Here is a 13,497-nt window from a genome sequence, read left to right as displayed (position 1 = left end):
TTTCAAGTAGGAATTACAAGTTATCGCGGGCAATACAGGGCATACAGTGTGTTGAGCACTGTGACCATTTTTTTATCTTTAATGGAATAAAAAATTTGTTTGCCTTCTCGGCGTGTATTTACCACATCACTTTTACGTAGCATCATCAACTGTTGTGAAAGTGTAGGTTGATGAATTTGAGTAATTTCTTCAATTTGAGACACATTTAACTCTTGTTGAGATAAATGGCACAGAATTAAAAGACGGTCGCTATTTGCTAAGGATTTTAAAATTCCAACAACGGTATCCGCAGATTCACGCATTGAGGTGATTTCAAGACCATCGTTCATTGCATTTTTCTCTTAATTGGCTGTAAACCCAATGCGGACATTAGGCGGGAGTGGAAGAAAATTATATAACATTCATTATAACTTATTTTATGAGAACAAATATCATTTGAGATAAAATATCAGCCACCATAAATAAGGGGCTGACATTTTAATCAAAATAAAAGTAAAAAACTTGAGCAGTTACAATAAACTTACTTTTTCAATTGTTCAAAGCTCTTTAATTCTTTTTCGGTAAATTCGCTAGATGCTTCAAGAAGCTGATGCACAGCAGGGTTATACCATGAGAAATAATCTGCCATTTTGGAACCAAAACTCGGATCGAGCGTGATTTGTGTAGCCGTTTGCTGGAGCAGCGCTTGTTGATCCAAACTGCCAATAAAGCTTCTTAATGTCGCATTGTCAAAATAATAGCCCGATTTAAATTGTTGTGTATGTGCTGCACGCTGTAACACAGTTTTAGCCATTTTCTCTAACACTTTCAGGTTTAAAGGTAAATGTGGACTATAACGCTGTAATAAACTTTGAATGAGCACAAAATTATTCAAACTTGGTTTTGCTAGTTCTGCCAAAGCTAAAAGCGCTTGCTGTTTTTCAGGTGATTCAGATGGCATAATCTGTTCATCTAGCATTTGAATCCAATCTTGCTGATTAAAATAAGCCAGAATTTTTTCAACTTCCTGAGTTAATTCTTGTTGTGTCCACGCCAAGAAAAACTCTTGATTTAAATAAGGATAAAGATGCTGCATTTTTTGCATTAAATCTGCAGCAGTCAAATTATGTTTTTGTTCTGCCATTTGCTCAATAATTAATGCCACACATGCAGGCACAATAAAGCAATGCAAAATATTATTACTAAAATAACTCAGTAAGATTTTTTGGCTTTCTGCAACCCGAATTTGCTCTACGCCATCTTGGTTATAGCGCTCAACTTGTTTAAGCTTTAAAGCATATTCAATAATTTCTTGTGAATTAAGATGAGTAATAATCATGCGTGGGTCATAGCATAATTGTTTGAGTAATTGACGGTATGACTCGATACGATGCAGTAAGGCTTGCTCAGTGAGCGCATGTTGATCTGCATTGAGTAAAATGAGAGAAATTAGTGCAATTGGATTAATCACCACCGCTTTATTAATATTTTCTAAAATGGCATGTGCGGTATGATCTACCGTGTGAATTACGGAAGTTGGCAATTCATCATTAATATTTAATTTGAGGTCTTTTGCCTGATTTTCTGCCAGTACATCATCTAAAAATACAGGTTCACCAAAGTTCACATAAACTTGCCCAAAGACTTTTTCAATTTTACGGGCAGAATTTAAAATACCCCATAAAGATTCAGCTTCTTTGGGTTTACCATTCAGCTCATTTAAATATGATGTGCCTTCAAGCAGCTTTTCATAGCCAAAATAGGTCGGAATAAAGGCAATTGGTTTAGTCGCACCACGTAAATGACTTTGGATAGTCATCGACAACATGCCTTTTTTGGGTGGCAATAACAAACCTGTACGTGAACGTCCACCTTCAATGAAGTATTCGAGTGGGGTATTACGTGACAACAAGCTATGCAAATATTCTTTAAATACAGAAGTGTATAGTTCATTGCCGCTAAAGGTACGGCGTATAAAATATGCGCCTGCACCGCGCATCAATTGACCAACAATAGGTAAGTTTAAATTGATACCCGCTGCAATGTGCGGCACCATTAAGCCACGATTAAAAATGACATAAGACAACAACAAATAGTCTATGTGACTACGATGGCAAGGGGTATAGACAATTTCATAATCTTTGGCCAGTTCTCGTACCGTGTCAAAATTATGCACTTCAATACCGTCATAAAGTTGCGTCCATAACTTAGTTAGCGCCAGTTCTGCAAAGCGTAAGGTCGAATAAGAAAAGTCAGATACAATTTCAGTTAAATAGCTTTTGGCTCGGTTTTCAGCCTCAAACATACTTACTTTTTGTTCGATACTTTCTTTACGAATGGCTTGTTGTACCGCTGCACTTTTCATTAAAGCATTAATTAAATTACGGCGGTCAGACAAGTCGGGGCCCAAAATAGCGGCTTTGTGCTGATTAAAATTATGCTCAAGCCGCTGTTCAATAAAGTGTGCTGGTGATAAATGTGGTTGTTCTTGCGTCGCTTGTGCAATTAATTGGCGTAAGGAAATTGCTTTATGAAATTCAATGTAGTTATCACGTGAATACAGTGAAATATTAATGGTTTGTTTAAGTGTGTTGGGCGTAGACCACGCATCGGCAAATAGGGCTTTCAGCCAAGAATCTTCATATTCGGGTGAACGTCCCCAAAGCACGGTGACAGGTACGAACATCACATCTTGTTCAGGATGTTGCTGTAGGGTTTCAATCAATCGAATTAATTTTGCAGAATAACGATAAGCATATTGCTGAGGCTTTTTCTCATTCAGTACCAAAATTGAGTTTTCTTCTTTATGCTCGGCTATTTGTAGAGGCGCATAGACAGAAGGTAAACCACGGGATTGTGCTTGTTGATCTATTAATACGGTATTGCTTAACGAAGCATCTTGTAGGACGTAACAAAACTGGGTTTGATCGGAACGCTGTGCATAGTGATGTTCTAATTCAGCGGTGGAGCCTAATACTTGTGGCGTCACAATCTTATCTAGGATTTTTTGTGTGAAATTACGATAGAAACGACTGTAACTTTTATTAGACATTGCATTCCCTACATTGGCATATATGCGGCTATTGTCAAAAAATAAATAGTGAATTTCAAACAATACTGCCGATAAAATCGGCATTTAGTCAAAGAATCATTCAGACTTGGAATTTTAACTGAAAATTTAACGACTAGACGAACTAACAAGAAACTCTGAGCACATTCTAATTCGCATTATTTTGAAAGCTAATCATTTTTTTGTATAAAACATTTTTGGCTAAACTTCACCAAAAATTTAGATAAAAATGTATGATAAATTGAATCTTATCTTGTATATAACGAATTTAGGGAACAACATGACCACAGATGCAGCTTTTCCAATACCAGAAAATTTAGGCATTGCAGTATATAGCAACAACGCAGAAGCCATTGGTAATACACCATTGGTACGTATTAACCGTTTAATTTCAGGCGGTGCAACAGTTTTGGCGAAAGTTGAAAGCCGTAACCCAGCATTTTCAGTGAAATGCCGTATTGGTGCTGCTTTAATTGCCGATGCAGAAAAACGTGGTGTGTTAAAAGCGGGGATGCATATTGTAGAGCCAACCAGCGGTAATACAGGTATTGCATTGGCTTTTGTGGCAGCAGCTAAAGGTTATGACATTACCCTGACTATGCCTGCAAGTATGAGTATCGAGCGCCGTAAAGTATTGAAAGCTTTGGGGGCAAATTTGGTACTGACAGAACCTGCTAAAGGCATGAAAGGTGCAGTAGAAGAAGCAGAGCGTTTGGCGACTGAACAGCCTGAAACGTATTATTTGCCACAGCAGTTCAATAACCCTGCCAATCCACAAATCCATGAAGAAACCACAGGCCCAGAAATTTGGGCAGCAACAGGCGGTAAGGTCGATATTCTGGTGGCAGGTGTGGGTACAGGTGGAACTATTTCAGGTATTTCTCGCTATTTTGAGAAAGTGAAAGGTCAGGCATTGCATACGGTTGCGGTTGAACCAGCCGAATCTCCAATTATTGGGCAAACGAAACGTGGTGAGGCAATTACACCTGCACCACATAAAATTCAGGGCATTGGTGCAAACTTTATTCCAAAGAACCTAGATTTAGACTTGGTTGATGAAGTCATTGCCATTGAAAGTGCTGAAGCCATTGACTGGGCACGTAAAACAGCAACGCATGAAGGCATTTTAGTGGGTATTTCAAGTGGTGCCGCTATGGCAGCAGCAGCAAAACTGGCAGCACGCCCTGAAAATGCAGGGAAAAATATTGTGGTGATTTTACCTGATAGCGGTGAGCGTTATTTATCTTCAGTTTTATTTGAAGATATTAGTGCAGAATGATGTGTCTTCAGACAGTCAGAATCCTATAAAAAAATCCCAAAGTTTTGACTTTGGGATTTTTTTTGTTCCTAGAGTATGGCTAAGCAATAGAAGATACTTTATCTGGCGTCATTAGCGCTTGATTGATATACAACTTAATTAAACGCTCACGTGAACCGATCGCTTTTTGATAATGCGTAGAATTGAGTAATAACGAAGCACCATAAGTCACTGTCCAAATATAAGACAGATAATCACGAATAGACATGGCACTGTTAAATGATTCCAGATAAGCTTGTGTAATATCTTTAATTTCTAGAATCCGTTGCTCACGTACATCATACAGTTGTTCAAACAACTCATTCAGTTTACGCTCGTTATTGGTCAGTCGCTCTTCAATGGAATGCAGTAAAATCGTGCGATTGGAATTGAGCATGTTATACAGCATGTATTGCGATACATAAGTTTTAAAATGGTCACGATATTTTTTGGAAATTTCCAGCAAGCGCTGTTCATTTAAAATAATCAGTTCCAAATACAGCTGGTTTTTGCTCTTAAAATATTTATAAATTGTGCCTTTGGCGATGTCTAATTCTGCAGCCAGTTCACTTAGCGTAATCTCATTATGATTTTCAAGTAATAAAATTTCAGCCATTGCCAAAATTTTCTCTTTGCGACGTCGGAAATTTTCTTGGCGTAGGGTCGTCATTGAATAGTCCAAATACAACAAATCTAACAAAGTTGCAGTCTAAAACAGTTTTGTATGCTTGCAAATAGCACCAAGGTCTTGAAACCCGATACAAATGATTGGTTAAAAATACCTATGTATTTACGGATGACGGATTACGTGAAAAATAGCACAATCCATAACTGAAATTTGTTGTCAATAAAACTGAACCAAAGAGGTCATTTTGGTGAAATAAAATTGGATTCTATAACGTTTTATTCTATTTTTCTGGGAGTAGCAGTAAAAGCTAAACGCTAATCAAGCTCATAATTCAGCCATTTGCCTGAATATCAGTTGATCTTTTGATTTACATTTAACGTGATTTACTTTGAAACCCACAGGGATGTTATTAAAAGCGAATTAAAGTGTGGCTTTTACGCGAAGAACTTAAAAAGACGGTAATAAGGGAATAAAAAATGATTGTCATTGTAGATGCTGTACGTACCGCAATGGGCGGATTTCAAGGTTCATTGGCCAGTTGTACTGCACCCGATTTAGGCGCTGTCGCGATTCAGCAAGCGGTTGCCCGTTCAGGCTTATGTGCAACAGATATTGATGAAGTAATTTTTGGTTGTGTACTGCCAGCAGGTTTAAAACAAGGGCCTGCGCGTCAGGCGATGCGTCAGGCAGGTTTACCCGACAGCACAGGTGCAACCACCATCAATAAAATTTGTGGTTCTGGGATGAAAGCGGTGATGCAGGCTGCAGATGCAATTCAGGCGGGTTCAGCGCAAATTGTGGTTGCAGGTGGTATGGAGTCTATGTCAAATGCGCCGTATTTGTTAGATAAAGCACGTGCGGGCTTTCGCATGGGGCATGGCAAAGTCACAGACCACATGTTTCAGGAAGGTTTAGAAGATGCTGAAACAGGCTTGTCGATGGGTGTATTGGCGCAAGAAATGGCAGACAAGAAAAATTACACCCGTGAACAACAAGATGAATATGCCATTCGCTCTTTAAATCGTGCGGTAGATGCGATTCAAAACGGTTATTTTAAAAATGAAATTGTACCTGTGACCGTAACAAGCCGTAAGGGTGAGGTAGTAATTGATCAGGATGAGCAGCCTTTAAATGCTAAGGTCGATAAAATTGCCAGTTTACGTCCTGCATTTAAAAAAGATGGCACGATTACAGCCGCCAATGCCAGTTCAATTTCAGACGGTGCATCCGCGTTAGTCATTACCTCAGATACAGTTGCAGCAGAACGTGGATTGCAGCCATTGGCGAAGGTTGTGGCATACGCGACTAATTCACAGCATCCCTCTGAGTTTACCATTGCTCCTGTAGGCGCGATTCAAAAAGTGCTAGATAAAGCAGGTTGGTCTGTTGCAGATGTAGACTTATGGGAAATTAACGAAGCCTTTGCCATGGTGACGATGTTGGCAATAGATGCCTTCGATTTAGACCCTGCTAAAGTGAATATTCAGGGCGGAGCGTGTGCTTTAGGGCATCCTTTGGGTTCTTCAGGCTCACGTATTATTGTGACGCTCATTCATGCACTTAAACGAATTGGTGCGAAAAAAGGCATTGCGTCATTGTGTATTGGTGGCGGTGAAGCAACAGCAATTGCTGTGGAGCTAGTTTAAGCCCAGTCTGTCTAATTTGCGTATTCCTCTATAAAAAAATAGAGCTCTCGAAAGAGCTCTATTTTGAATAATCTATATTTTTTAAAGTGGCAATTATTGGATAAATTGCTTCACCGCTTGGTTAAATTCATTTGGCAATTCCACATTAGAAATGTGCGATGCATTGATTTCAAACAATTGGCTGTTGGTAATACGTTCAACCATAAACTGACCATCTGCAACTGTAGTGACAGGGTCTTGCTGACCAGCAACCACTAAAACAGGCACAGTAATGTCTTTGAGTTGTTCGCGTACATCCGCTTTAGCCAAAGCTTCGCAACAGCTCGCATAACCTTCGGCGCTGCCAGCTGCCAAGTCGTTTTGAAGATTGTTGACCACTGTCGCGTTGCTTTGGATAAAGGGTTCAGTAAACCAGCGTGATGCTGCAGTAGATGCAATCGGTTGCAGACCTTGTTCACGTACCAATGCAGCACGGTCATTCCAAGCCTGTTCCTGACCAATTTTTGCTGCAGTATTACACACCACCACCTGATTAAAGCGCTCTGGACGATGAATCGCTAACCATTGACCTGTCAAACCACCCATGGAAATACCACAGAAAGCCGCTTTTTCAATATTCAAGTGGTCAAGTAGATTTACAACGTCTTGACCCAATTGATCAATGCTATATGGCCCTTGTGGCGCAGATGAAGCACCATGACCACGGGTGTCATAACAAATCACAAAGAAATCTTGCTGGAAAAAATCAATCTGTGCTTGCCACATTTTGAAGTTGGTTCCGAGCGAGTTTGAAAAAATCAGTGCAGGTTTTGCAGCATCACCAAAAGTTTGGTAATTGATTTGTGCATCATTTGATGTAAATGTTGGCATTTTTTATATCCTAGGCTTTTTTAATCCTCTCTCGATCCCTCCTTGAATCAAGGAGGGAGGAAAGAGCATTCAGCGATTAAACACGTTCAATGATCAAAGCAATACCTTGACCGACACCAATACACATTGAACATAGACCGTATTTACCGCCTGTTTGTTCAAGTTGGTTCAGTGCAGTCGTCACCAGACGCGCACCTGATGCACCTAATGGGTGACCTAGAGCAATTGCGCCACCGTTTGGATTGACTTTTTCTGAACCATCTTCAATACCTAAATCACGGGTACAAGCCAACGCCTGAGCAGCAAAGGCTTCGTTCAGTTCAATCACGTCCATCTGTTCAATGGTCAAACCTGTTTGTGCCAATAATTTTTTAATGGCAGGCGCAGGACCAAAGCCCATAATGCGTGGTTCAACACCCACAACAGTCGAACCAATAATTTTGGCACGTGGTTTTAAACCGTGTTGTGCTACCGCTTCTTCAGATGCAATCAGTAGGGCAGCGGCACCATCGTTAATGCCTGAAGCATTACCCGCAGTAACAGTACCTTCAGCTTTTACTACAGGCTTCAATTTTGCCAAAGCTTCTGCTGTGGTTGATGCACGTGGGTGCTCGTCTGCAGACACAACTACAGGTTCACCTTTACGTTGTGGAATTTCCACTGCAATAATTTCTTTATCAAAGAAACCACGTGCTTGTGCAGCTGCTGTACGTTGTTGACTGGTTAAAGCAAACAAGTCTTGATCGGCACGGTTAATATTGAACTGTTCCGCTACATTTTCAGCGGTTTGCGGCATAGTTTCTACGCCGTACATTTCTTTAAGTTTTGGGTTAATGAAACGCCAGCCCATAGTGGTGTCTTCAATTTTTTGACTACGACCATAAGCAGATTCTGATTTGCCCATTACAAATGGTGCACGGCTCATTGATTCAACACCACCTGCAATAATTAAGTTGGCTTCACCTGCTTTAATTGCACGTGCAGCCATCGCAATTGCGTCTAGCGATGAGCCACATAAACGGTTCACTGTGGTTGCAGGCACTTGGTACGGTAAACCTGCCAAAAGTGCAGACATACGACCTACGTTACGGTTATCTTCACCAGCTTGGTTGGCACAGCCGTAAATCACGTCATCAACCAGTTCCCAATTTACAGATGGGTTGCGTTGCATGAGGGCTTTGATTGGGAGAGCGCCTAAGTCATCTGCACGTACAGGTGCTAAACCACCTGCATAACGTCCAAATGGGGTACGGATGGCATCAACGATATATGCGTTTTTCATGGAGTATTCTCTTCTTTATAAAGTTCCCTCTCCTTTGAAGGAGAGGGTTAGGGAGAGGATGTTTGGAAATTCCCTTCATCCTAACCTTCGCCCTGAGCCATATATGGCGCAAGAGAAGGAACGTTCAATCTCTATTCAATGCGTCGTTTAAAATAGCGATGTCTGTCTATTTATACTCATTGAGTCGCATCAATCAGTTTAGCGCCAGTTAAAGATTGCAGCTCTTCAAAGCTTAAGCCTTCAACTTTCTCAATCACTTTCATGCCTTCATCTGTCACGTCAATCACACACAAGTCTGTGTAAATGCGGTCTACACATTTTAAACCTGTAGCAGGATAAGTCAGTTCAGCCACAATTTTAGCTTCGCCTTTTTTGGTCACGTGGTCAGTCGTAATAAAGACTTTTTTCGCACCAACGGCCAAGTCCATTGCACCACCTACGGCAGGAATGGCATCTGGCGCGCCAGTGTGCCAGTTTGCTAAGTCGCCATTTTCAGCGACTTGGAATGCACCTAGTACTGCGATGTCTAAGTGACCACCACGCATCATGGCAAATGAGTCACCATGATGGAAGAATGAACCGCCTGTGAGCATGGTGACGAACTCTTTACCCGCGTTGATCAGTTCAGGGTCTTCTTCGCCTGCAGGTGGTGGTGGACCAAATGCCAATAAACCATTTTCAGAATGTAAGAATACGTCTTTGTCTGAAGGCAGGTAGTTAGAAATTTTAGTTGGTAAGCCAATGCCAAGGTTGACATAAGCACCGTCTGGAATGTCTTGCGCCACACGTTCAGCAATTTGATCACGTGTTAATTTGGTATAGCTCATGATGTTCTCCTTCACGTGACAGTTATGCAGATTGTTCAGGTTGTTTTGCGCCAACGGCAACAACGTGCTGAACAAAAATACCTGGGGTGATAATGTGTTCAGGGTCTAACGCACCCAACTCTACCACTTCAGAAACTTGCGCAATGGTCACATCTGCCGCCATAGCCATGATTGGGCCAAAGTTACGTGCAGATTTGCGGTACACCAAGTTGCCCCAACGGTCGCCTTGCTGTGCTTTAATTAAAGCAAAGTCCGCACGAATTGGGTTTTCAAGAACGTAATCTTTACCTTCATAATTTAGGGTTGGTTTGCCTTCTGCAAGCAACGTACCAAAACCTGTAGGGGTGTAGATTGGCCCTAAGCCCATACCAGCAGCCTGAATACGGCATGCCAAGTTACCTTGTGGCACAAGTTCAAGTTCGATTTTGCCTGCACGATACAACTCATCAAACACCCAAGAGTCAGACTGACGTGGGAATGAACAGATGATTTTACGTACTGCACCCGCTTTCAGTAATTTAGCTAAACCGTAGTCGCCATTACCTGCGTTGTTGTTCACAATAATTAAATCTTTGATGCCAAGTTCAATCAAACCATCAATGAGTTCCGCTGGTTGACCTGCGGTACCAAAACCACCAATCATGATGGTTGAACCATCTTTAATTTGCGAAAGAACTTCTGTTAAAGAAGTTTGACTTTTATCAATCATAATGTGTCCTAGACAATTGCCTGTCCATTAACTTTTGGAACTTTGAGTTGAAGGTAGGGGCGCTGCTGAGTTGTCACGTTTGGTTAAAACCAAATGAGCGATCAAACCAATACAGATCCCCCAAAATACAGAACTTAGCCCTAAAAACTGCATGCCAGAGGCGGTTGCTAAAAAGGTGATGAGGGCTGCATCACGTTGTGATTCCTGACCCATTGCAACGGAAATATTGGTGGCAATAGCACCTAACAGTGCCAGACCCGCCAAAGCTGCAATCAGTTCTTTGGGCAATAAGCTGAATAGCATGACGATGCTGCCTGCAAATAACCCACCTAAAATATAGAAAATACCGTTTGCCACACCTGCGATATAGCGCTTTTCTTTCAGTTCATGTGCATCTTTACCTAAGCATAATGCTGCAGTAATTGAGGCAAGTACAATGGTAATTCCTCCCACACACGCCACCGCAAGCGAAGCAATACTGGTCGCGCTGATGATCGGTTTGGCTGGCATGTCATAACCGCTGATTTTCATAATTGCCATACCTGGTAAAAACTGTCCAGACAGGCTGACTAAAATCAAAGGTAATGCAAGGTTAAGCGTAGAATTCCATGTCCATTCAGGCGCAATAAACTGTGGAATTGCCAAACTAAAATTGGTATTGACTGGGTTGATTTGACCAAACATTAAGCTCAGTACAATTCCTGCTGCCAATACCCAAATCATTGCATAGCGAGGACTGAAACGTTTCGCCAGTAAAAATACTGCCAACATGCCAAATACAATATAGGGCATGCTGTCGCTTGCAGTAAATAAACCTAAACCAAACTGCACCAAAATTCCCGCCATCATGCCTGCGGCAACTTCTTTGGGAATCCATGACAAAAGTTTGTCAAAATAACCTGTAATTCCAATCAAAAAAATCACCACGGCAGAGGTGATGTAAGCAGCAACGGCTTCATTTAAAGAAATATCTGGAAACAGCGTTACCAGTAAGGCTGTACCCGGTGCAGACCAAGCGGTCACCACAGGTACTTTATACTTAATTGATAAAAAGATACCTGCGACTGCAGCACCAATAGAAATTCCCCAAATCCATGAGATCATCATGTCTGGGGAAACTTGGGCTTGCTGTGCTGCCTGAAAAAAGATGATCAATGGCCCCGAATAGGAGATCAGCACTGCTAAGAATCCTGCAACAGTGGCTGAAATTGACCAGTCATTTTTTAAAGTTTGGAACAGGTGACTCATTGAATATTTGCCTCCTTGCATCAAGCAATGATCCTGTTAAAGTTGGTCATGATCTTGGCTTAACCCTGATCACCACCACCTACAGGTACAACCGTACCTGTCATGTACGATGATTCATCAGAAGCAAGGAATAAAATAGCATTCACTTGTTCCTGAATAGTGCCGTAACGACCCAAGAAAGTACGATCAATTGTTTGATCTACCACTTCTTGCATCCACGCTTGTTCTGATTCAGAAAGCGGGTTGGCATTACGTGGTACTTTGCGTGGTGGTGCTTCAGTGCCGCCTGTGGCAATTGCATTGACGCGAATACCGTCTTTGGCGTGTTCAAAGGCAAGAGAAGCTGTTAAGCCATTCACACCACCTTTTGAAGCCGAATACGGCACACGGTTAATACCACGTGTTGCAATAGAAGATACGTTTACAATCGTACCTTTTTGACTCTTAATCATTTCTGGCAACACGGCACGGCAGCACCATAGGGTTGGGAACAATGAACGATTCACTTCCTTGATAATTTCTTCTTCAGAAAATTCTTGGAAAGGTTTCATCCAGATTGCACCACCGACGTTGTTGATGAGTACATCGACACGGCCATAGGTATCGAGTGCTTTTGCAACAACAGATTCTGCGCCTGCAAAAGTTTCAAGATTGGCTTTTACAGTAACAGCATCGCCACCAAGCTCTTCAATTTCAGCCAACACTTCTTCTACATAAGGAGAAAGGTCAGCCATGACTACTTGTGCGCCTTCGCTAGCCACTTGTAAAGCCACACCGCGACCAATGCCTTGAGCGGCACCAGTCACGATTACAACTTTGTTTTCAAATCTTTTTGAGCGATTCATTGTATTCTCCGACTATGTTTCTAGACTGTCTAACAAACTTAGTTGGCAGAGAATTTTTCAAATAGGAAGCTTGCAGGTTTAACACCTTCTGCATCTAACCAGCCACGTACCGCTTCTACCATTGGCACTGGACCACATAGGTAGATGTCTACATTACCACCGTTGAGCCATTCGTTTTCGATATGGCCAGTCACGTAACCTTTACGCTCATGTGCAGATTCTGGATTTGCCACTACAGTGCGATACTCGAACCAAGAGAATTTTTCTTGTAGTTCGTTTAATTTTTCAATTGCGACTAAGTCAAAGTCATTGGTCACACCAAAGACTAAACGTACAGGGTGCTCAGAACCTTTTTCTTCAAGCACTTGCAGCATAGACATAAATGGCGCAATACCTGTACCACCCGCTAACATCACCACAGGGCGTGCTACATTACGTAGGTAGAAGCTACCAAATGGACCAGTAAAGGTCATTTTGTCGCCAGCTTTAGCGTTTTGGCTTAAGAATTCGCTCATTTTTCCGTTTGGTACGTTACGTACCACAAAGCCAGTTAAGCGGTTACCAGGCTTAGAGCTGAAAGAATACGAACGAGTTTCTGTTGTACCAGGAATACCCACATTCACATATTGACCTGCAAGGAAGTGAATGTCTGGTTGACCTTCATCTAACTGAATATCAAAGGTAATAGTCGAGTCAGATAAGTTTTCAACACGTGCCAATGTACCTTCAAATGCATGAATTTCAGTTTTACATACATCAGAAGTGGCTTGAATTTGGAATACTGCGTCTGAAGTTGGTTTACATTGGCATGCAAGAATATAGCCTTGTTCAGCTTCTTCTGGTGTCAATGCATCTTCAATATAAGTTTCTTCAGGCATGTCATACGAACCTGATTCACAAAACGCACGGCACGTTCCACATGCACCGTCACGGCAGTCCAAAGGAATATTGATCTTTTGACGGTAAGCTGCGTCTGACAGTGTTTCACCATCTGTAACAGAAATAAAACGTGTAACGCCATCTTCAAATTGAAGTGCAACATTGTGGTTTGACATGGCTGAATATCCTATAGAAATCTTTAAAACTTGACCTTTCA

12 protein-coding genes are annotated in these 13,497 nt (G+C 41.5%); 2 read left to right on the top strand and 10 right to left on the bottom strand.

Annotated features, from left to right (window positions below; translation table 11 throughout):
* Positions 1 to 20: 20 nt before the first annotated feature.
* The gene (locus tag HHA43_RS07485) at positions 21 to 329 is read right to left on the bottom strand and encodes an ArsR/SmtB family transcription factor (RefSeq protein ID WP_168542258.1); all 309 of its coding nucleotides are present in this window, start codon (positions 327 to 329) and stop codon (positions 21 to 23) included.
* Positions 330 to 520: 191 nt separating this feature from the next.
* Positions 521 to 3,031 carry a glycerol-3-phosphate 1-O-acyltransferase PlsB gene (plsB, locus tag HHA43_RS07480; protein WP_168461137.1) on the bottom strand — a complete coding sequence of 837 codons (2,511 nt, stop codon included), beginning with the start codon at positions 3,029 to 3,031 and terminating at the stop codon, positions 521 to 523.
* A gap of 298 nt (positions 3,032 to 3,329) precedes the next feature.
* Here plsB and cysK point away from each other — a divergent pair, with 298 nt between their 5' ends.
* Complete coding sequence (gene cysK / locus HHA43_RS07475; RefSeq protein ID WP_168461135.1) at positions 3,330 to 4,328, top strand: cysteine synthase A; 999 nt, start codon at positions 3,330 to 3,332, stop codon at positions 4,326 to 4,328.
* A gap of 79 nt (positions 4,329 to 4,407) precedes the next feature.
* Here the strand turns inward: cysK and HHA43_RS07470 are convergent, their stop codons facing one another.
* Complete coding sequence (locus HHA43_RS07470) at positions 4,408 to 5,016, bottom strand: TetR/AcrR family transcriptional regulator (protein WP_168418267.1); 609 nt, start codon at positions 5,014 to 5,016, stop codon at positions 4,408 to 4,410.
* Positions 5,017 to 5,450: 434 nt separating this feature from the next.
* Between HHA43_RS07470 and HHA43_RS07465 the strand changes: the two genes are divergently transcribed.
* Positions 5,451 to 6,620, top strand: a complete 1,170-nt coding sequence (locus HHA43_RS07465) for a thiolase family protein (RefSeq protein WP_168461134.1) — start codon at positions 5,451 to 5,453, stop codon at positions 6,618 to 6,620.
* A gap of 93 nt (positions 6,621 to 6,713) precedes the next feature.
* Here the strand turns inward: HHA43_RS07465 and pcaD are convergent, their stop codons facing one another.
* From pcaD to benC, 7 genes are all read right to left on the bottom strand, one after another.
* Positions 6,714 to 7,490: a 3-oxoadipate enol-lactonase gene (pcaD, locus tag HHA43_RS07460; protein ID WP_168418269.1), complete on the bottom strand. Its 777-nt coding sequence runs from the start codon at positions 7,488 to 7,490 to the stop codon at positions 6,714 to 6,716.
* Positions 7,491 to 7,566: 76 nt separating this feature from the next.
* On the bottom strand, positions 7,567 to 8,772 hold the full coding sequence (pcaF, locus tag HHA43_RS07455; protein WP_168461133.1) for a 3-oxoadipyl-CoA thiolase: 1,206 nt from the start codon (positions 8,770 to 8,772) through the stop codon (positions 7,567 to 7,569).
* A 176-nt stretch (positions 8,773 to 8,948) separates the two neighbouring features.
* Positions 8,949 to 9,599: a 3-oxoacid CoA-transferase subunit B gene (locus tag HHA43_RS07450; protein WP_168418271.1), complete on the bottom strand. Its 651-nt coding sequence runs from the start codon at positions 9,597 to 9,599 to the stop codon at positions 8,949 to 8,951.
* Positions 9,600 to 9,621: 22 nt separating this feature from the next.
* Positions 9,622 to 10,308, bottom strand: a complete 687-nt coding sequence (locus HHA43_RS07445) for a 3-oxoacid CoA-transferase subunit A (protein ID WP_104851986.1) — start codon at positions 10,306 to 10,308, stop codon at positions 9,622 to 9,624.
* 27 nt (positions 10,309 to 10,335) lie between these two features.
* Entirely contained in the window at positions 10,336 to 11,556 is a 1,221-nt protein-coding gene (benE, locus tag HHA43_RS07440) for a benzoate/H(+) symporter BenE (protein ID WP_168418272.1), read from the bottom strand.
* 59 nt (positions 11,557 to 11,615) lie between these two features.
* Positions 11,616 to 12,401, bottom strand: a complete 786-nt coding sequence (gene benD / locus HHA43_RS07435; RefSeq protein ID WP_168418273.1) for a benzoate diol dehydrogenase BenD — start codon at positions 12,399 to 12,401, stop codon at positions 11,616 to 11,618.
* Between the two features lie 38 nt (positions 12,402 to 12,439).
* Positions 12,440 to 13,456, bottom strand: a complete 1,017-nt coding sequence (gene benC / locus HHA43_RS07430) for a benzoate 1,2-dioxygenase electron transfer component BenC (protein WP_168461132.1) — start codon at positions 13,454 to 13,456, stop codon at positions 12,440 to 12,442.
* Positions 13,457 to 13,497: the final 41 nt, after the last annotated feature.

The sequence above is a fragment of the Acinetobacter sp. A2 genome (genome assembly GCF_012371325.1).
Lineage (GTDB): Bacteria > Pseudomonadota > Gammaproteobacteria > Pseudomonadales > Moraxellaceae > Acinetobacter.
Note: the sequence above shows the minus strand (reverse complement) of the source record. Positions and strands in the feature narration are given on the sequence as shown.

What these genes read in the sequence shown, in the direction of transcription:
- benE (WP_168418272.1), bottom strand. Translation starts at nt 11,556, where the DNA reads ATGAGTCACCTGTTCCAAACTTTAAAAAATGACTGGTCAATTTCAGCC.
- HHA43_RS07465 (WP_168461134.1), top strand. Translation starts at nt 5,451, where the DNA reads ATGATTGTCATTGTAGATGCTGTACGTACCGCAATGGGCGGATTTCAA.
- plsB (WP_168461137.1), bottom strand. Translation starts at nt 3,031, where the DNA reads ATGTCTAATAAAAGTTACAGTCGTTTCTATCGTAATTTCACACAAAAA.
- pcaF (WP_168461133.1), bottom strand. Translation starts at nt 8,772, where the DNA reads ATGAAAAACGCATATATCGTTGATGCCATCCGTACCCCATTTGGACGT.
- HHA43_RS07485 (WP_168542258.1), bottom strand. Translation starts at nt 329, where the DNA reads ATGAACGATGGTCTTGAAATCACCTCAATGCGTGAATCTGCGGATACC.
- pcaD (WP_168418269.1), bottom strand. Translation starts at nt 7,490, where the DNA reads ATGCCAACATTTACATCAAATGATGCACAAATCAATTACCAAACTTTT.
- HHA43_RS07470 (WP_168418267.1), bottom strand. Translation starts at nt 5,016, where the DNA reads ATGACGACCCTACGCCAAGAAAATTTCCGACGTCGCAAAGAGAAAATT.
- HHA43_RS07450 (WP_168418271.1), bottom strand. Translation starts at nt 9,599, where the DNA reads ATGAGCTATACCAAATTAACACGTGATCAAATTGCTGAACGTGTGGCG.
- HHA43_RS07445 (WP_104851986.1), bottom strand. Translation starts at nt 10,308, where the DNA reads ATGATTGATAAAAGTCAAACTTCTTTAACAGAAGTTCTTTCGCAAATT.
- cysK (WP_168461135.1), top strand. Translation starts at nt 3,330, where the DNA reads ATGACCACAGATGCAGCTTTTCCAATACCAGAAAATTTAGGCATTGCA.
- benC (WP_168461132.1), bottom strand. Translation starts at nt 13,456, where the DNA reads ATGTCAAACCACAATGTTGCACTTCAATTTGAAGATGGCGTTACACGT.
- benD (WP_168418273.1), bottom strand. Translation starts at nt 12,401, where the DNA reads ATGAATCGCTCAAAAAGATTTGAAAACAAAGTTGTAATCGTGACTGGT.